Origin of the sequence: Subtercola boreus, assembly GCF_003399625.1 — a bacterium.
GTDB lineage: Bacteria > Actinomycetota > Actinomycetes > Actinomycetales > Microbacteriaceae > Subtercola > Subtercola boreus_C.
The window spans coordinates 1-18,370 of record NZ_NBXA01000021.1; the positions used below are offsets into that span (position 1 = coordinate 1).

Annotated in this window: 20 protein-coding genes; 4 read left to right on the forward strand and 16 right to left on the reverse strand. The window is 68.5% G+C overall.

Annotation, left to right across the window (positions count from 1 at the left end; all coding sequences use genetic code 11):
- The first annotated feature begins 431 nt into the window (after window positions 1–431).
- From B7R21_RS09545 to B7R21_RS09555, 3 genes are read left to right on the forward strand one after another with little or no spacing between them, the layout of a single operon-like run.
- Window positions 432–998 carry an RNA polymerase sigma factor gene (locus B7R21_RS09545; RefSeq protein ID WP_253259736.1) on the forward strand — a complete coding sequence of 189 codons (567 nt, stop codon included), beginning with the start codon at window positions 432–434 and terminating at the stop codon, window positions 996–998.
- On the forward strand, window positions 989–1,600 hold the full coding sequence (locus tag B7R21_RS09550) for an Asp23/Gls24 family envelope stress response protein (protein ID WP_116283025.1): 612 nt from the start codon (window positions 989–991) through the stop codon (window positions 1,598–1,600). The genes B7R21_RS09545 and B7R21_RS09550 overlap by 10 nt, the downstream gene beginning before the upstream one ends.
- Window positions 1,597–1,938 (forward strand): hypothetical protein, encoded by a 342-nt coding sequence (locus B7R21_RS09555; protein ID WP_116283026.1) that lies wholly within the window; start codon window positions 1,597–1,599, stop codon window positions 1,936–1,938. The genes B7R21_RS09550 and B7R21_RS09555 overlap by 4 nt, the downstream gene beginning before the upstream one ends.
- Before the next feature lie 11 nt (window positions 1,939–1,949).
- On the opposite strand, the gene arfB is transcribed toward B7R21_RS09555, so the two are convergent.
- The 6 genes from arfB to B7R21_RS09585 all read right to left on the reverse strand — a co-directional run bounded on the left by arfB (window position 1,950) and on the right by B7R21_RS09585 (window position 6,419).
- Window positions 1,950–2,372 (reverse strand): alternative ribosome rescue aminoacyl-tRNA hydrolase ArfB, encoded by a 423-nt coding sequence (gene arfB, locus B7R21_RS09560; protein ID WP_116283027.1) that lies wholly within the window; start codon window positions 2,370–2,372, stop codon window positions 1,950–1,952.
- Window positions 2,373–2,494: 122 nt separating this feature from the next.
- Complete coding sequence (locus B7R21_RS09565; protein ID WP_116283028.1) at window positions 2,495–3,739, reverse strand: type II toxin-antitoxin system HipA family toxin; 1,245 nt, start codon at window positions 3,737–3,739, stop codon at window positions 2,495–2,497.
- On the reverse strand, window positions 3,726–4,067 hold the full coding sequence (locus tag B7R21_RS09570) for a helix-turn-helix transcriptional regulator (protein ID WP_116283029.1): 342 nt from the start codon (window positions 4,065–4,067) through the stop codon (window positions 3,726–3,728). Before B7R21_RS09570 ends, B7R21_RS09565 begins: the two co-directional genes overlap by 14 nt.
- Window positions 4,068–4,156: 89 nt before the next feature.
- Complete coding sequence (locus B7R21_RS09575) at window positions 4,157–4,543, reverse strand: bleomycin resistance protein (protein ID WP_116283030.1); 387 nt, start codon at window positions 4,541–4,543, stop codon at window positions 4,157–4,159.
- A gap of 35 nt (window positions 4,544–4,578) precedes the next feature.
- Entirely contained in the window at window positions 4,579–4,971 is a 393-nt protein-coding gene (locus tag B7R21_RS20700; RefSeq protein ID WP_253259737.1) for a serine hydrolase, read from the reverse strand.
- A 416-nt stretch (window positions 4,972–5,387) separates the two neighbouring features.
- Window positions 5,388–6,419 (reverse strand): aldo/keto reductase, encoded by a 1,032-nt coding sequence (locus B7R21_RS09585; RefSeq protein ID WP_116283032.1) that lies wholly within the window; start codon window positions 6,417–6,419, stop codon window positions 5,388–5,390.
- A 155-nt stretch (window positions 6,420–6,574) separates the two neighbouring features.
- Between B7R21_RS09585 and B7R21_RS09590 the strand changes: the two genes are divergently transcribed.
- Entirely contained in the window at window positions 6,575–7,768 is a 1,194-nt protein-coding gene (locus B7R21_RS09590; RefSeq protein WP_116283033.1) for a Fic family protein, read from the forward strand.
- A gap of 45 nt (window positions 7,769–7,813) precedes the next feature.
- Here B7R21_RS09590 and B7R21_RS09595 read toward each other — a convergent pair whose 3' ends face one another.
- From B7R21_RS09595 to B7R21_RS09640, 10 genes are all read right to left on the reverse strand, one after another.
- Window positions 7,814–7,999, reverse strand: coding sequence for a hypothetical protein (locus B7R21_RS09595; protein ID WP_116283034.1), 186 nt, complete (start codon window positions 7,997–7,999; stop codon window positions 7,814–7,816).
- A 13-nt stretch (window positions 8,000–8,012) separates the two neighbouring features.
- The gene (locus B7R21_RS09600) at window positions 8,013–9,647 is read right to left on the reverse strand and encodes a GMC oxidoreductase (RefSeq protein ID WP_116283035.1); all 1,635 of its coding nucleotides are present in this window, start codon (window positions 9,645–9,647) and stop codon (window positions 8,013–8,015) included.
- A gap of 39 nt (window positions 9,648–9,686) precedes the next feature.
- The gene (locus tag B7R21_RS09605) at window positions 9,687–11,168 is read right to left on the reverse strand and encodes an MFS transporter (RefSeq protein ID WP_116283036.1); all 1,482 of its coding nucleotides are present in this window, start codon (window positions 11,166–11,168) and stop codon (window positions 9,687–9,689) included.
- Between the two features lie 106 nt (window positions 11,169–11,274).
- Window positions 11,275–12,099, reverse strand: a complete 825-nt coding sequence (locus tag B7R21_RS09610) for an SDR family NAD(P)-dependent oxidoreductase (RefSeq protein WP_116283037.1) — start codon at window positions 12,097–12,099, stop codon at window positions 11,275–11,277.
- Window positions 12,096–13,106, reverse strand: a complete 1,011-nt coding sequence (locus tag B7R21_RS09615) for a fumarylacetoacetate hydrolase family protein (RefSeq protein ID WP_116283038.1) — start codon at window positions 13,104–13,106, stop codon at window positions 12,096–12,098. The genes B7R21_RS09610 and B7R21_RS09615 overlap by 4 nt, the downstream gene beginning before the upstream one ends.
- Entirely contained in the window at window positions 13,103–14,167 is a 1,065-nt protein-coding gene (locus B7R21_RS09620; RefSeq protein WP_116283039.1) for an amidohydrolase family protein, read from the reverse strand. The genes B7R21_RS09615 and B7R21_RS09620 overlap by 4 nt, the downstream gene beginning before the upstream one ends.
- Window positions 14,164–15,303 carry an FAD-dependent monooxygenase gene (locus B7R21_RS09625; protein WP_116283040.1) on the reverse strand — a complete coding sequence of 380 codons (1,140 nt, stop codon included), beginning with the start codon at window positions 15,301–15,303 and terminating at the stop codon, window positions 14,164–14,166. Before B7R21_RS09625 ends, B7R21_RS09620 begins: the two co-directional genes overlap by 4 nt.
- A gap of 42 nt (window positions 15,304–15,345) precedes the next feature.
- Window positions 15,346–16,344, reverse strand: coding sequence for a cyclase family protein (locus tag B7R21_RS09630; protein ID WP_116283041.1), 999 nt, complete (start codon window positions 16,342–16,344; stop codon window positions 15,346–15,348).
- Window positions 16,341–17,315 (reverse strand): fumarylacetoacetate hydrolase family protein, encoded by a 975-nt coding sequence (locus B7R21_RS09635; protein ID WP_253259738.1) that lies wholly within the window; start codon window positions 17,313–17,315, stop codon window positions 16,341–16,343. The genes B7R21_RS09630 and B7R21_RS09635 overlap by 4 nt, the downstream gene beginning before the upstream one ends.
- A gap of 2 nt (window positions 17,316–17,317) precedes the next feature.
- Complete coding sequence (locus B7R21_RS09640) at window positions 17,318–18,334, reverse strand: VOC family protein (protein WP_116283043.1); 1,017 nt, start codon at window positions 18,332–18,334, stop codon at window positions 17,318–17,320.
- Window positions 18,335–18,370 lie beyond the last annotated feature (36 nt).

Genomic DNA, 18,370 nt, shown 5'->3' on the forward strand with positions numbered 1-18,370 from the left:
CGCGATACCAGCGACCTTCTCGACAACACCATCAGCGATCGTGTTCTTACCCGTCGACGAGCTGCTGTGCGCCGGGCTCTTCGGAACGGAAGTAGGGGTGATGTTCGTCATGATAAAACTCCAGGGACTCTTCAAAGGGAAACCGACCAGGCGGCCGGATTTCGGATGCCGCCCCAGCCCGGTTCGGGATGGTGTCGGCTACACAATTGAGACGAGCCCACACAGGAATTCGTCACAGATCTCTGAATATTCGTTCGTATAGTTGTGTCGGATTGGTGATGCAGATCCCCCAGAAGAAGGGGCAGAGCGACGAACAGGCGCAGTCGGAGGGTCGCCGCAAGGGCTTCGCAACCGGTCGGAGATACGGCTATATTCACTGGCACGGGCTCGCCCGGAGTGACAGATGCGGGAACCGGAACGGATCAAGGCGAGTGAGCGACACGAACGACACCGAGCGGCTGGGCAACGCCGCCGACGCGACGCTCGCCTCCCGCGCGATGGACGGCGATGTCGCCGCTTTCGAATGGCTCGCCCGCCGCCACGGGCCGCTGATGCGTGTCTTCGCCTCGAAACTGCTCGGTTCGGACATCGAATCCGACGACGTCGTGCAGGAGGCCTTCCTCACCGGATGGCGAAGCCTCGACGATCTCGACGACCCTGCCCGCGTGCGCAACTGGCTCATGCGCATCGTCTCGAACAAGGCCATCGACCGCATCCGCGTGCGGCGTGAACACGACGATGTCGCCGACTGGGATCCCGCAGCACCCCCCTCCAGCGATCCAAGCCGTATCGTCGAGAACAGGCTCCAGCTGGACGCCGTCTGGGTTGCACTCGATAAACTGCCCACAGTCCAGAGACAGAGCTGGCTGCTGCGGGAGACCGCCGGATTCACGTACAACGAGATCGCTGAGGCGCTCGATCTGCCCCCCGCGACCGTGCGAGGCCTTCTGGCCCGCACCCGGAAGTTCCTCCTCACAGAACTGGAGGCATGGCGATGACCGAACACGACGACACACCCGTGCGCCAGAGCGCCGAGGAGCTGATCGACGGCCACTCCGTCGACGAGCTCGACGACTACCTCTCTGCCGGCCGGAAGCCCTACAACCCGAGCATCGAGAACTCGGCCAGCTGCCTGCTGTACCTCTCCGCCCTGGCGCGCCTGCGCAACAGGTCCTGGCGGGCCCTCACCCGCGAGGCCGCCGGCGAACCCGACCGCGACGAGCTGTGGATCACCAGCCTGCTCGACACGATCAAGAACGAGGTGCGGGCCGGCCGCGACATCCCGATCCGGCACCCGGATCCGACCATCCGGTTGACGGTCACCGAGGCTGCCGTGCAGGGCCTCATCCGTGACGTGGCCGACTCCCTCGACGGCATCATCCTCGGCCGCACCGTGCTGGTCGGCGACGTCACCCTGCCGGGCGAACCCGTGGAGGTACGGATGACCGTAGCCGCCGAATACGGCCACAACCTCGTCTCCGTCACCGAACGCCTGCGGCACGAGGTCGCGCGCGCTCTCGCCGAGCACACGGAGCTGATGATCGTCACCATCGGCATCACCGTCGAAGACGTGTACCGCGCACGGGAGGACCGGCCATGACCACGGATTCGGATCTCGCACAGAGCCTCACCGCTGCCGTCGCGGCAACGAGCGGCGTCACCGCCGTGTTCCCGGTAAAGGCGATCCTGCACGCCGCGACCGAGGGGATCGCCGGCGCCCTGGACCTCCCGGCGCCAGACGTGCTTGTCGACGTGAACCGCTCGGAAGACGTCGTGACAGTGACCGCCCACATCGGAACCTCAGCCGGAGCGCCGACCCCCGAGACCCTCACGGCCGCCGCGACGGCGCTCAAGGCTGCGGCCGCGGCAGAAGGCATCGGTGACAGCATGATCTTCGTCAAGGCACGTCTCATCGCGAAGCCCGGGGCAGACGACTAGGGAGCCGGCCGTCACTCCTCGGAGGGGCGCCGCCGCTGCTGCTTCGTCTGGGCGCGCTGCCCCTTGGCGCTCAACCGGCGGAGCTTCGACCCGCGAGTCGCCCTGGTCGGGCGGCGGGGGGCGGCATCCGGAGCCAACGCAGCAGCGATGATCTCCGCCAGCCTCGCCGACGCCATCTCGCGGTTCCGCAACTGGGACCGGCGCTCCGAAGCCATCACGGTCAGCGAGCCAGCGACAAGACGCCGTTCGAGCCGCGACAGGATGATCGCCCGTTGGCTCTCGGACACAGCCGTCGAACCGGCGATGTCCCAGATCAGCTCGACCCGGCTGTCGGAGGTGTTCACGTGCTGGCCGCCCGGGCCCGACGAGCGGGAGAACCGCCAGCCGAGCTCCGACGACGGAATCGTCAGGGCGGGTGACACGACGAGGTCCATGCGCCGGCCTCAGAGCATCTCGAGCGGCACCGCGCCGATGGGCGGCGGGCCGAGGTCGATGCCGGTGCGGGGGGTGATCATGCCGTCAACGTTACGCGCGGTGCGCGTCGCTCGTCAGACCGTCACAGCCATTCCCGTGAGTATCCGAAGAAGGCCGCTCTCGGCAGCACCTGCTTCTCGCGGAGCTTCCGCTTGTCTGCAGCGCTCAGCCGAGCCATCTCGGCTGCGCCATCCCAGTTCTCCTCGATGCTCGAAACGAGACGATCGATGACGTCTCGTGCCTCGGCGGCGCTCAGCCCGTAGGTCTCGGACTCACCGACGAGCGCGGTGAAGTTGGAGACCCTGGCCCCGCGATCACCTCGGCCGTACGCCATGGCCTGATCGAACGAGTCACCGGACCTCTGCCCCGGCGCGAGGTCGTAGACCGGAGTCAGTTCGAGGTGCTTCCCGTCCCAGAACGCGGCGTGGTTCCGGGCGTGGTCGTCGTTGTTGCTGATGGCGATGTTCAGAGCAATACGGCGGAACAGCTCGGGGCCCGGCCGAGTCGCATCTTTCGCGTATTCGCGGAGCACATCGAGAATCTGCGGGTACGACACATACCGGGCGTACATCTCGTCCGTCTGGGCCATCGTCAGGCCCGACACCGCGTGTCGCCTGCCACCGGAACCGTCTCGATCGAAGCGCCGAACGAGAAGCACCTCCTTACCGAGAGACGGAACGACCCGGCTCTCAGGGACGTCCATCCCGCACGCCCGGGCGAGCTCGAGCATCGCTCCTTCAGCATTCACCACCGAGAAGATACGGTCGTCTGACGACGCGAACTTTGCGAGCCACTCCCCTCCGACGGAGTCGGTGAGCGTGGCCTTCGGACGCGCGCCTCCCAGAGTCGTGCCATGCAGGAGTGCGGCATCCAGCGACGGCGACAGTTCGCCGTGTTCACCCAGGATGATCGCCGCCCTGTGCAGTTCGTCGAGCGTCGCCGACTCGTCTCGGGGCACGTACGCGTCTCGATCGACCTGGAAGTCCAGCGCCCCGAAGCGGTTCGAACCGGAACCCAGCATGTAGTCGATCGCGCTGAGCGAGTTCGGAGCGGCGCGTCGCCGACTCTCGATCACACCACGGCCCCAGCGATCGGGGCTCCCGTCCCGGAGCACGCCAGCGATGTCCAATCCGTCCAGTGGGTCCTGCAGGCCGGGCCGCAGAGGAAGCTCAGGCTCGAACAGACTGATCGCGTCAGGCCGCGTTCGGTACCTCATCGCGTAGGTGAAAGTGGCGAGCGGACCGACCTGGTTCACGCGCCCTGCGAGCACCGGTTCGGTCTGCCCCGATAGCCAGGTCCAGACGTAGAGCTCGTCAGAAGTCGTCATCGTCGGTTCCGACCTGGGTCTTCCGGACGCGGGTCGGGAGCAGGGCGAGCATCTCTTCGCCGCGCCGACGTCGAATGGCGATTTCTGCGCGATCGTCCAACCCGAACACCGGGACGCCGACAAGGTCGGCGAGATCCATCATCGTACCGACGGCCGTACCGCGTGTACCCGACTCGGCCGAGAGCACCGTCTGTTCGGAGAGGTTGGCACGCGAGGCGAGGTCCTTGGCCGTCCATTCCCTGTCGATTCGACCCTGCCGAATCAGCTGCCCCCAGATGGTGAGCGCGTCTTGTACATGCGGGCGAAGAGGAACTGTTCGTTTGGCCATGCTCGACCTCCTTAAAACATGTCCTAACCAATATAAGACGTGTTTTATTATATCTTGCAACGGGTCGGTCTGTGTTCTTTGCCCGTCGTTCAGGTCGAGACGTCGGTGTCCGGGGCGTCGTTCTGGATCAGATGCAGCTGCGTCCCGTCGGGGTCGATCAGGAATCCCGCCCGCTGCCCCCAGGGCTGCAACCGCACCGGATGCAACCGCGGTCTGCCGGCGGACTTCTCACCGACCCCGGAGTCCCTGATCTGCCGATACAGCTGATCGGCGTCGTCGACACGGATGCTGCACATGAAGGAACTCTGCTCTGGCACGAGATCCGGATACGGAAAGAATTCCAGCTGGAGCTCCCGCCGACGAAGAATCAGCCAGTCATCAGCCCGATACGCCAGGTCGAATCCGAAACCGCCGTAGAAGGCGATGGTGTCATCGAAATCGCGAGACGGCAGGTTCGGCACCGCGTGGTCGGTCATACCGAAAGCCTAATGACGCTCTGCGCGGTTCGGAGTCAATCCAGACCCGGGAGCACGGCGCGGGCCACGTCGGCCACGAGGGCGTCGTCGTAAGCGGCGTCGGGATCGAGGGTGTTCGTGAAGATCGTGAGGACGATCGGATGCCCACCCGGAGGGGTGACGACGGCGATGTCGTTGCGGATGCCTCCGGCTCCGCCCGACTTGTCGGCCACGTTCCAGCCCGACGGAGCGCCGGCGCGGATGAGCGTGTCGCCGGTGGCGTTGCCGGTCATCCACTCGAGGAGGAGCATGCGGTCATCCATCGCCAGGTACGAGCCGGCGATGAGGCGGGACAGGTTCGCGGTGAACGCGGCCGGGGTGCTGGTGTCGTCGGTGCTGCCGGGTTCGATCACGTTGAGCGCCGGCTCGGAGTTGACGGCCTCGGACACGTCGTCGCCCTGGTCGCGGAGTGCCGCATCGAGCGCTGCCGGCCCGCCGATCGCGGTAGGAGAGTTGCTTCCCCGTGACCGTGTCGACGGCGCTCACGCCGACGCGGGCGCCGAACTTCTGCTCGAGGCCGGCGAGCGCCGCGGTCTGGTCCGGCGGGGTCGGCATGGCGTCGGGCGCGGCACTGCTGGCCGTCGCCGGGGACGTACCCGTAGCTGCGTCCGCGGGCGGCGCGGTGCTGGGCGCGGCACCGCACCCTGCGAGTCCGAGCACGAGCATCCCGGCCACCGCGAAAGACGTGACGACTCTGATGCGTCGATGGCGGGCAGGCAGCGTGATGGGATCCATCCACCAAGGGTTGCCTGCGCCGCCCACGGCGAGTCGCCCTCGGGTGTCCCGGGGGCGCTCGGGCGCCGGGTCAGCGCCCGCCCGGGAGGCTGCGGTTTCGCTGCGCGACACCCGCCGCACCGTAGGGGTAGTCGTCGACGTGCGGCGCGCTGGCATCCGACAGCCGGGTGATCTCTGCATCGCTCAGCTCCAGCGCGGATGCCCCCAGGTTGTCGAGAAGCTGCCCGACCGTGCGGGCCCCGAGGATCACGCTGGTGACCGCGGGCTGCGCCAGCAGCCACGCCAGGGCGACCTGGGAGGCTGTGGCATCGTGGCTTCTCGCGATGCTCTCGACGGCACCGAGGATGTTCCAGGTGCGCTCGTCGCCGTTCCGCGCCTCCCACGCCTCCATGCCGCGCTGCGGGTTCTCCCCGAGACGCGACGCGCCGGTCGGCGGAACGTCGCGGGTGTACTTGCCGGTCAGCCAGCCGCCGCCGAGGGGCGACCAGGGAAGCAGCCCGATGTGCGCATCGAGGGCGGCGGGCACGACCTCGTGTTCGATGTCGCGCACGAGCAGGCTGTACTGCGGCTGAAGCGTGACCGGTGGCGCCAGGTCGAGCGCCGCCGCACGGTGCACGGCCTTGGTGAGCTGCCAGCCGAGGTAGTTCGAGAATCCGTAGTAGCCGATCTTGCCGGCCGCGACCGCGTCGTCGAGGAACTTCAGCGTCTCGTCGAGCGGGGTCAGGGCATCCCACGCGTGCATCTGGTAGAGATCGATGTGGTCGACACCGAGCCGCGTGAGTGAAGCATCGAGCGCCGTGCGGAGGTGTCGCCGCGAGAGCCCGAGATCGTTCGGCCCCTCTCCCATCGGGAACCGGCCCTTGGATGCCAACACCACCTGCTCGGCCTTCTGGGGGTTCTTTGCGACCCATCGCCCGATGATCGCCTCCGACTCTCCGGCGCTGTAGACGTCTGCGGTGTCGACGAAGGTGCCGCCGCGTTCGACATACGTGTCGAGGATCGCGTGCGATGTCGCTTCGTCGGCCTCGGCGCCGAAGGTCATCGTTCCGAGTGCCAGCTCCGACACGATCGCGCCTGAATTCCCGAGGGTTCTGTATTCCATAGCCTCGACGGTAGACCTTCCAGCGCCCTCTGCCGACCCCTTGCGCCCGAGCCCAGCCCGCGCCGAAGAGCCTCGCGATGTCGGCAAAGCGTCTGTTATTGTCAGATAAACACCATAAGTGTCGGTAAACGACGGATGATGACAGGAGTGACACGATGACCGACTGGCCGGAGCACGAACACCAGAAGGTCGCATGGCGGAGCACCAGCCGACGCGGCAACCGCGACGATCGAACCCTCTCGGAGATCACGGTCTCGCTGCCTCCCCACATCGCCAGCCTCGACGTCCCCCCGCCACCACCGCGTGAGATCCTCCGTGCACGCTACGAAACCGAGGAACTCGAGCACGTAGCAGGCGATATTCTCGGGCCCCTCGCGGGTTTTCTGATCCGTATGGAGTCCGTCGCTTCCTCGCGCATCGAGCATCTCGACGCCAGCACCACCGCGTTCGCACGCGCCCTGGGCGGCCTGAAGGAGAACTCCTCCGCAGTGTCGATGGTCTCTGCGGGCCGCGCCATCACAGCACTCATCAGCGCATCCGAGACCAGCATCGACCTCGACGAGATCCTGCACGCCCATGAGCTGCTCATGCGTGATGATCCCGACGAACGCAGCTATGCCGGCCGAGTGCGCGACGTGCAGAACTGGATCGGCGGGTCGCACTTCTCGCCTCGCAACGCGCTGTACCTGCCACCGCCACCTGAGCTCGTGCCGGACTACCTCACCGACCTGTTGCTGTTCGCCAACCGAGACGACGTCGACCCCGTTGCGCAGGCCGCGATCGTGCACGCGCAGTTCGAGAGCATCCACCCGTTCACAGACGGCAACGGCCGGATCGGCCGCGCGCTGATCGGCGCGGTGCTGCGCAGGCGCGACGTGACTCCGGCAACGGTCCTGCCGGTCGCGTCGGCGCTCGCCGCCGACACTGACCACTATTTCGGACTTCTCACCGCCTACCGGCGAGGCGATGCCGATGCGATCGTCACCGATGTCGCCCTGTGCGTGGAGGTCGCTGCACGTGAGGCCCGCAGAACGGCCAGGTCGTTCATCAGGTATTCCGACGCGTGGCGGCATGTTGTCGGCCTCCGCGCCGGCAGCGCCACGGAGAGCATCCTCGACGTACTGGTGGGCCTGCCGGTGTTCACGGCCGAGCAGCTGACAGCGCATACGGGGCTTCGAGAGCGGGCGGTGTACCGGGCGATCGAGCAGCTCCAGGAGTCACGGATCATCACCGAGGTGACGAATCGCAAGCGCGATCGCGTCTACGCCGTCACCGATGTGCTTGACGAGTTCGACGACCTCGACGAGCGGATTCGCTCGCGCATCACCCGACTTCGCGCGGCCACCTGAGCCTGGCCACGACCACGACCACGGCCACGAAGCCGATCGTACGGCTCAGGCGAGAAGCAGCAGTACTGCCGTCGAAGCGAGGCTCAGCCCGCCAGCCCACGCGAAGAGCCTGCCGGGCACCGGCGATCGCTCGCGCGTCACGCGTAGGATCGCCAGCAGAACGAAGGCGACCGGCAACGAGACGGCCAGCGCGATGGCCGCCAGCGCGCGGAGCTCGCTGACCCCGGACACTGTCGCCGCCGCCTCAGGCCCGCACTGCGTCCCCGGCAACGGCGTCGGCGGCATCCGCTGCGCCAGCGGACTCGGCAGCGAGCCGGGAAGCCGCCGCCCGCGCCCCGCGCACAGCGATGGCGACACTCATCAGCGTCGGGTTCATCGCCGTGGCCGTCGGGATCAGCGCATTGCCCCCCACGACGAGGTTGTCGAATCCCCAGACCCTCGACCACGGGTCGGCCACGGATGAACCGTCGTCGGTGGCACCCATCCGCATCGTCCCCATGTAGTGCAGGCTCGATCCGGCCGGCAGCAGCCGCGGTTCGGCGACGAAGTGCCCGAGCGCCCCGCCGGCACGCCGCAGAAGTGCGGTGCCCTCGGCGATCTCGGCCTCCTCCGACGGGGTCAGCGCGTAGCGCACGGTCAAGTTGGGAAATCCCCGGTAGTCGAGCTCGTCGTCGTCGAAGGCGACGCCGTCTTCGAAGCGGGGCTGCTTGCGCATTCCGTACCCCATGTTCACGTACCCCCAGCGGTTCTCCGAGTACGGCGTGCCCGGCTGCATCGGGAACGGTGTGGTCTCCGAGTACATCACCTGCAGCGAGAACGGGTGGTCCGGCTCCGAGAACGGGATGCGGTTGACCGCCGCCACGGGGTCGACCGGGTTGACGGCCCGGCGGGCGAGCTCCTCGTCGAGCTGCTCCTCGGTGGCGAGACGTGCCATCCGCTCTGCGTCGAGCGCCACCGTGGAGATGACGACCGGGTGCTCGGTGAGGTAGTGGCCGAGCGCGCGGGGGCGGATTCCGGATGCCCACAGCAGCTGGGGCGAACGGAAGGCGTCTGCGGCCACCACGACCAGATCCGCCTCGAAGGACGAGGTCTGGCCCGTTCGGAGGTCTTCGACGGTGAGACCCGTGACCCGCGTGCCGTCATGGTCGATGCGACGAACCAGCGAGAGATCGCGCAGCGTGAAGCGCTGGGAGAGGGGCGACCCCGGCTCGATGAGTTCCCCGAGCACGACATCCGATCCGGCCCAGCGCATCGAACCGTCGGGCTGCGGGTCGCCCGCGACAGGCAGGGTGCTGGGGCCGTAGCCCTCGGGGAGCTCGGCCCCGAATTCGTCGGTGAGCAGGCTCCGGATCGCGCCCCCCACCGCAGAATCGGCGAACGCTGCGCTCTGCACGTGCAGGAGCTGCTCGGCGACGTCGATCAGGTCGCTCCACTCGGCGTCGCCGATGAACGGGATCTTCTCGCTGAAGGCCGGCCGCGGGGTGGCGCACGTCCAGTGCGCGGCCATGCCACCCACGTTGGTCGAGGCGGCTCCGGCCGGGAATGTCTTGGAGTGCGCCGATCCGGGGCCTCCGAAATCGAGCAGGTGGGTGCCCTCGCGCGCCGTGAACATGCCCTCGACCACCGGCGCGAGGGAGAGGCCGAGCTCCTCGCGGAGGCTGCCGGCCTGCGGGCCCTGGGAGAGTTCCCGGGCGCGCTTCTTCTCGTCGGGATCGGGGATGTTCCGCACACTCTCGCCCGGAACGGCGCTCAGCTGCGGGCCGGCCTCGAACATGGTGACGTGCGCGCCCGGCAGGTTCTCGAGCAGCACCCGCGCGTAGGCGGCACCGATCGGGCCACTGCCGACGACGGCGATGGTGGTGGTGGGCTGGTGCGTCATGAGTGCTCCTTCGGGTTCATGCGGGTGGTTCGTTCGGATTCAGACAGCGAGCGGTTCGGGTTCGGCGACCCGCTCCGCCGAGAGACGGCCCTTCGGCAGCAGCACGCTGGCGACGATACCGACCCCGTAGGTGATGGCCAGCGCGAGGAAGATCGGAGAGAAGACATCGTGGTAGATGGCGGCGACGTCGGCCTGCACGGCAGGCGAAGACCCCTGCACGAGGTGCGGCGTGAGGGTGGAGGCGTCGAGGCCCACGGGCAGCAGGGCGGCGACCCCGAACCCGATCACGCCGCCGATCACCGCGGTCGCGACGGTCGAGCCGACCTGGCGCACCAGGTTGACGGTCGAGGTGATGGATCCGGTCTCGCGGTCGGAGACGGCGCTCTGCACCACCGCGACGATCAGGCTCATGAAGGCTCCGGTGCCCACGCCCACGACGGCCATCACCACCATGGGCACCCAGAGCGGAACCCCGCCGGGCAGTACAGACATCACGAAGAGACCGCCGGCGCCGAGCGCTGTGCCGATGATCGGGAACGGCCGGTAGTGGCCGGTGCGGCTGGCGAGAGCGCCGGTGAACAGGTTGCTGACGAGCATCCCGAACACTGTCGCGAGGGGCACGAGCCCGGATTCCGTCGCGCTCAGACCAGAGGTCATCTGGAAATAGGTCGGCAGGTAGGAGGTGATCGAGAACAGCCCCACGCCGATGATGGCCGAGATGGCGGTGCCGGCGGCGACCGTTCGGTTCGCGAAGACGCGGAGCGGCACGAGCGGCTCCGCCACCCGGAACTCGACGACGAAGAAGACGAAGAAGGCCACCGCCGAGACCGCGAACGCCAGTGCGGCCGACGCACCGAGAGCAGGATCTCCGATCCAGGTCACGGCGAGAACCAGGGCGGTGAGTGCCACTGTGAGCGAGGCCGCACCGGCGAAGTCGAAGCGCGCCCTGAGGCCGGGCGCGATGTGTGGAACGGCGAACACCGCGAGCGCGAAGGCCGCGATACCGATCGGGATGTTGATCCAGAAGATCCACGGCCAGCCCCAGTTGTCGGCGATGAGCCCGCCGAGCACCGGCCCGACGAGGATCGCGATCGGGAAGGCAGCACCGATGATCGACATCAGGCGCGGCCGCTCGCGGGGCGAGGTCACGCGAGCGATGATGGTCTGCGACATGAGCTGCAGGCCCGCGGAACTCATACCCTGCACCACCCTCGCCACGATGAGCCATGCCATGCTCGACGCGAGCCCGCAGGCGAGCGAGGCCGCGAGGAAGACGACCAACGACGACAGGAAGACCGTGCGCGGACCGAAGAGGTCGCCGAGCTTGCCGATGATCGGCAGGGTGACGGTGCTCGCGAGGGTGTAGCCGACGATCACCCAGCCGAGGTGCTGCAGGGCGCCGAGGTCCCCCGCGATGGTGGCGAGCGAGGTGGAGACGACAGTGTTGTCGAGGGCGCCGATGAAGGAGACGGTGAGCAGGGAGACGACGAGAAAGCGGAGTCGGAGCGGTGAGAGTGCCATAGGTGTTCGCATCACCCGAGAGATCGGGCCATCGACGCGACCCTTTGTGCCCCCGAGGCATCGTCACCACGAAGAACGGGCGCGAAGCCCCTGCGTCGAGATCATCCTATGTGGTCTTATGTAGCATTGCAACTAAAGTAGGTCGCAAAGCGGCACTGGTGGCCGCGTCGCGGATGCTGTCGCTCATGAACTTCGATCCGCCGGCCGAGGTGAACCCACCGTCGACGGGGATCTCGGCGCCCGAAATGTACGACGCCGCATCCGAGCAGAGGAAGACGGCGAGTTCGGCCACCTCGACGGACTGGCCCAGACGTTCGAGCGGGGTCAGCGCGAGCTGCGCATCGCGCATCGCCGACGGGGCGCCTCGGGTCATGTCGGTCTCGATGAAACCGGGATGCACGGCGTTGACGCGGATGCCGCGGGGGCCGTATTCCGCCGCCGCAACGTGGGTGAGGCCGCGGAGACCCCACTTCGACGCCGTATAGGCCGCGGTGTAGTGCGCCGTCAGCGCGGCCGACGACCCGACGTTCAGGATCGACGACCCGGGCCCCATCAGCGGCGCGAGCGCCTGGATGCCGAGCATCGGGCCCGTCAGGTTCACCGCGAGCACACGCTCCCAGTCGCTGAGCAGGGTCTCGCCGAGCCGGGCGCGGTGCGTGATGCCGGCATTGTTGATGAGCGCGCCGAGCGTGGCGCCCTGCAGCTCGGTGGTGAGGTCATTCGCCAGCTGCTGCCAGTCCGCTTCGGAGGTGACGTCGAGGTGGCGGTAGGTCACGCCGCTGCCCGCGAACGCCGCGGGCGCCTGGTCGGGCAGATCCACCGCGACCACACGGGCTCCGGATGCCGCGAGCAGCAGTGCCTCGGCGGCGCCCTGCCCCCCGGCGGCACCGGTGACCACGACCATCCGGCCCGCGAGGCCCGGCTGAATCATCGCGGCTCTGCGGACGGTTCGGCAGACCTCGTGCGCGCCCGGGTCCGCTCACGGGCCCGCGAGAGAGACGGCGCGGGCACCGCCGGCCCGACCACCGACACCAGCTCGCCGATGCCCTCGACGCTCATGCGCACCACATCGCCCTCGCCGAGCGGCGGTGGTGTCAGCTCGCCCCGTCGACCCCAGAGTTCGGCGAGGCATCCGCCGTTGCCGGTCGTGCCCGACCCCAGAACGTCTCCGGCCACCACCAGCGAGTTGCGGGACGCGTAGGCCACCAGTTCGCCGAACGGCCAGCCCATGTTCGACACCAGATCCTCGCCGATCAGTTCGTCGTTGACGCGCACCTCGGCGTGCACCGCGAGGAACCCGTCGCCGTCGAGAGACGGTTCGAGCTCATCGGCCGTCACGATCCACGGGCCGAGGCTCGTGCCGAAGTCCTTGCCCTTGGCGGGGCCGAGGCGCACCTTCATCTCGCGGGACTGCAGGTCGCGCGCCGACCAGTCGTTCATCACGGTGTAGCCGAAGATGACGCTGTGGGCCTCGCCCGGCGTGAGGTTCGAGCCGCCGGCGCCGCCGATCACCGCGGCGACTTCGAGCTCGAAGTCGAGCCGTTCGCAGATCGGAGGGCTCACGGCTGCCTCCGGCCCGAGCACGGTGTGCGGGTTCGTGAAGTAGAAGGTGGGTGCTTCATACCACTCGGTTACGACCTCACTCTTGCCGTCGACCGAGGCGCTGACCCCTTCGACGTGCTCCTCGAACGCCACGAAGTCGCGGATGCTCGCCGGCACCAGCGGCGCCAGCAGCTGCACCTCGGCCAGGGGCCGGCCCGCGTCATCGCCCTGTTGCGCAGCGAGCTCGGCCTGCAGTTCCGCCGCCAGCCCCAACCCGCCGCGGAGCACCGCCGCCACCGTCAGCCCGCGGGGGAACTCCACCACGCGCGATCCGGTGACGAACCCCTCGCCCACGACACCCGGCTGCCCGGCGACCGACCAGCGGGCGATCCTCACGGCGTCACCCGCGCTCCGAGCAGGGCATCCGCGTTGCCGCCCAGGATGCGCTGCTCGACTGCATGGCCGAGACCTGCCGATCTGACGAATGACACCGGATCCTCCGGCCCCATGTCGAACGGGAAGTCGCTGCCGAGCAGCACCTGCGACTCGCCGACGATCTCGACGAGGTGCCGGAGCTGACGCGGATCGTGCACCACCGTGTCGAAGAAGATGCGGCTGAGGTAGCTCGACGGCTCGTCGGCGCAGCCGTGCGCCTCGGGGCGCACCCGCCAGGCGTGGTCGGAGCGGCCGATCGCGGTCGGCAGGTAGCCGCCGCCGTGAGCCGCCACGATGGTCAGTCCCGGGTGCCGGTCGAGCACCCCCGAGAAGATCAGGTGCGAGAGCGCCACAGCGTTCTCGGTCGGCTGGCCGACGGTGTTCGAGAGGTAGAAACGGTCGAGCCTCTCGTCGAGACTGCAGCCGAACGGGTGGAGGAAGATGATCGCACCCAGCTCTTCGGCACGTGACCAGAACGGCTCGAGCCGCTCATCCGACAGCTCGACATCGCCGGCGAACGACGAGATCTCCACACCCGCGAGTCCCCGGCCGAGCATGGCGTCGTCGAGGCACTCCACGAGGCGGGACGGATGCTGCAACGGCACCACCCCGAGACCGGTGAGCCGCTCGGGGGCGCCCGCAACGTGCTCGGCGACGAGCCGGTTGGTCTCGAGCGCGGTCCAGACGGCCAGACCCTCCTCGGCCCACGGGTAGAAGTGGCTGGGCGAGGCGCTCACCCACTGTCGGTCGACGCGCTGGGCATACATCGCCGCCAGCCGCGCACCGAGGTCGGTGAGCCGGCCGAACCGCTCGCGGATCATGGCACCGGATGCCGCGAGACTCTCCGGCCCGTTCCGCCGGACTTCGAGCGCCTGGGCTTCGGCGAAGCCTTCGGGCGCCCGGCCCTGGACCGCGCCCTGGAGGGAGGGGAGCAGCACGTGCGCGTGCACGTCGGTGGTGATGCCGGTTGGCACGTCGGCGACTCTGCCGGTGGTGTCCCCGGTCGCACTCCCGGCGCTCATGCGAGTTCCGCCATCTGACGGGCGATCCCGAAGATGAGGCCGGGGGCATCCGCGTCCCTGTCGTGTTCGAGCTGCCATCTGCCGAGCTGCACGGAGGCCTCGACCACCGCCGTTGCTCGCGGCAACCGGCGCCGGTGGAACGCCTCCCACAGCGACTCGTCGAGCACGTCGGCCGCAACAAGGAGTTCGCTCAGCACGAAGGCGTCTTCGAGGGCCTGGGCCGCACCCTGGGCGATCGTCGGCGGGCAGCTGTGCGCCGCGTCGCCGATGATGACGATGCACCCGCGGTTCCAGGCGTCCGGCACGATGTGGGAGGTGAACCAGGTGTAGTTGACCCGCGCGTCCGACCCCTCGAGATCGCGGCGGATGGACTCCCACGGCCCCTGGTAGGCCAGCGACTGTTCGATCATGAGGCGGGCTGCCTCGCCGCTCGTGATGCCGGCGCGGTCGTGCGACGCCTCGACGAGGAAGGCGTACATCGAGTCCTCGCCGGTGGGCGTGTAGCCGGCAATGTAGGCCGGGCCGCCGTAGTACAGCTCGCTGTGTTCGACCTCGGGAGGCCGCGACACCTGGGCGCGCCAGATCCCCATGCCGGTGCGCACCGGACCCGTGTCGATGCCGATCAGGTCGCGCACGCTGGAGTGCACACCGTCGGCTCCCACCAGCAGGTCGTAGCGTCCGGCCGACTCGCCATTCACCCACACCTCGACCGCGTCGTCGCCGAGGGCCTCCGCAGCGGTCACCGCCGAGGCGAAGTGGATGCTCACCCCGACCTCCTCGGCCCGTTCGAGCAGCACCCGGTTGAGGTCGGGCCGGTACATGCCCATCGCGGCCGGGTAGTCGGGGCCACCCGTCTGCACCTCGGGCAGGTCGGCGATCACCGGCGCTCCCGGGCCGGGCGCGCGGATGCTCAGCCCGTCGAACGGGTAGCCGATCTCCCGGATGCGCGACCAGACTCCCAGCGCATCGAACACACGGAGCGCGTTGCCCTGCAGCGTGATGCCCGATCCGACCGTGCTGAGTTCGGGCTTCAGCTCGAAGACGTCGACCTCGACTCCCGCCTTCGCGAGCTGGATGGCGGTCGCGAGCGCGGCCGCCCCACTCCCGGCGATGGCCACTTTTTGCACTGCTGTCATGTCAGAACCTCTCTGTTCTGTGAAACGTCATTCGCGGTTGGTTCAGAAGATCGCGACCGGGTTGATCGGCGAACCGACGGCCCCGGTGATCGCGAGCGGCGAAGCCACGAGGAGGAACTCGTACCGGCCCCGCGCGAGGCACGACTCAGCGAGTTCGTCGAGGTCCCACAGCTCCCCGATCGTGAGCCCGATGTTCGGTATCGCCACCTGGTGCAGCGGCTGGAACGCCGCCACATCGAATTCGTTGGGCCGCACCTCGAACCCCCACGTGTCGGTCGCGATCGCCGCGACCTCGGTGCGGTGGATCCAGCCCGCCGTCGTGAGCGAGAGCCCGGGCGCGGGCCCTCCGGCGTAGTCGCCCCAGCCGTCGCGCTTCGCCCGCGCCAGCTGCCCGGTTCGCACCACGATCATGTCGCCCGTGCCGACGGCACTCGTCGCACCCTGCGAAGCGATGCACGCGTCGAGGTCGGCAGCGGTGATCGCATAGCCGTCGGGCAGCTCGCCGGTTGCGGGGAACAGGTGGCGGCCGAGGTCGAGCAGCACCCCGCGCGAGACACCGGCCGCGGTCGCGTGCTCGATGCCGGTCACCAGGTCGCCGTCGCTCGTCACCACATCGCCCGCCCGTCGCCCGTTCCAGGCGAAACCGTGGTCGAAGATGTGACCGAGGCCGTCCCACTGGGTCGAGCACTGCAGGGGCATCGCGACGATGTCGTCGGCTCCCCCGATGCCGTGCGGGAATCCCTGGTTGCCCCGCTCGGCATCCGTTCCCGTGTCGAGCATCGTGTGCACCGGATTGGTACGTCGGCGCCAGCCCTTCTGCGGTCCGTTCATGTCGAACGACTGGGTCAGCGAGACGACCGTGCCGTCAGTGACGAGGGCCGCGGCCTGCCGGCGCTTGGCGGCGTCGACGTAGTTCAGGGTGCCGAGAACGTCGTCCTCGCCCCAGCGGCCCCAGTTGCGGTAGGCCTCGGCCCGCGCGTTGATCTCCGCCTCGGGGTCGGAGCGGTCGAGGGCCTCCGGATGCTCGGCAGGGGCCGTCACGAGGCATCCTGTTCTGCGATGCACCGCACGGTCTGCGTGCCGAGGCCCGTGATCGAGCCGGTCATCACGTCGCCATCCTGCAGGAACCGCTTCCAGTGCTGGCCGTTGCCTGCGGGGCTGCCGGTGAGCAGGATGTCGCCGGGCAGGAGCGGCATCGTCTCCGATGCACCGGAGATGAGCGCGGCGACGCCGAACAGCAGGTCGCTGGTCGAGCCGTTCTGTTTCGTCTCGCCGTTGAGCTTCAGCTCGACGGTCGCGGCGTCGACGTCGACGAACTGCGCGGGCACCAGGAACGGCCCCGTCGGCAGGAATCCCGGCGCATTCTTCGCGCGGTACCAATCGGTGCCGATCTCCTTCATGTCCTTGCGGAAGACGAGGTCGCGGGTCGTGATGTCGTTCACGATCGTGTAGCCGGCCACGTGCGCGAGTGCCTCTTCGCGGCTCACCCGGAAGGCGGGCGCACCGATCACGATGGCGAGCTCCAGCTCCCAGTCGTGCACCGCGCTGTAGGGCGGCAGAGCGAGGTCGACGTCGTCGCCCACCACGCAGGCGGGCAGGCCGATGAAGAAGTAGGGGTCGCCGTGGGCGGCCCGCTTGTCCATCATCTCGGCCGCGAAGGCGCGGGCCTCCTCCGGGGTGCGCGATCCGTCCTGGGTGAGGCCCGCCGCGACCAGTTGGATGACGTGCTCGCGGTAGTTCGCACCGGCCTGCAGCACCTGGCGGGGCTCGACGGGGGCGGTGAGCATGACGTCGGCCACGGGCATCCACCCGCCGGCGTCGCCATCGGCAGCCAGACGTTCGAGGCGCGCCCAGTCGGCGGTTGCGAGGAAGGCGTTCAGGTCTGCTGCACCGAGATCGTCGGCACTGAGCGGCCGGATCCGGTCACCCGCCACCAGGCCGAGGCGCACCTGTTCGCCGTCGCGGTAGCGGGCCAGGGCATAGGGGGCCGTGAGTCCGTCGATGTGAGCCACGGTCAGCCCCTGCCCTGCTCAGCGTACGGGTTCAGCAGGGCGTGCTTGATCTCGTCGGGCACGCCCTCCTCGGTGGCGCTCGGGCCGTCGGCGGGCGGGAACGACTCGGTCATCGACATCGGCATCGCGCCGTTGCGGTAGAAGTTGTTCGAGCCGAGCGAGGGCTTCCAGGTGTTCGGCTCCCAGTCGGGCACGTAGTTTCGGTAGCCGCCGGTGTTCAGTTCGATACGGAGGCCCGAAGGCTCGCGGTAGTAGAGGAAGACCTGCTCGCCGATGCCGTGGATCGAGGGACCGTACTCGATCGGGTAGCCCTGCTCCATCAGCACGTCGGCGGCGATCAGCACCTCTTCCCGGGTGTCGGACCAGAACGCGTAGTGGTTGACCCGGCCGGCGCGGCTCGAGCCGTCGAGCACCACGCCGAGGTCGTGGCTCTTCTCGTTGGTCGTGAGCACGGAGAAGACCGAGATCGGGGCCTCGTCGAGAACGGTGCGGGCCATGATGCGAAAGCCCAGCACGTCGTTGTACCACTTCGCGAAACCGTCGACATCGCTCGCTGCAACCGTGACGTGGTCGAGTTGGCGGGGGGCGCCGGCGACCGTGCTGCGGCGGGACGGGCGGTCGGGATAGATCGAGGCGGCACCGGTGGTGTCGTGGTGCCGGGTGACATCCCAGTGCAGGGTCATGCTGTGGCCGTAGGGGCCGGTGAAGCGGTAGGCGCGGCCGATCTGCGGAACCTCGACCCATTCACCGTCGACGCCTGCGGCCTCGATGCGCTTCGCGGCCTCGTCGAGGGCTTCGGCGCTGGAGGTGCGCCACGCCATCGTCTGAAGCGACGCCTCGGTGCCGGGAACGACGACCACGCTGTAGGCGTAGTAGTCACCCCAGCAGCGGAGGTACACGGCGCCGTCGATGCGGTCGACCACCGTGAGGCCGACCTTGTTCACGTAGAAGTCGACGGATGCCTCGACATCGGGCGTCGTGATCGCCACGTAGGAGAGATGGGAGAGGAGCTTGATCATCGTTGATCCTTTCAAGGGGCGAAACGCCCGGGGGCA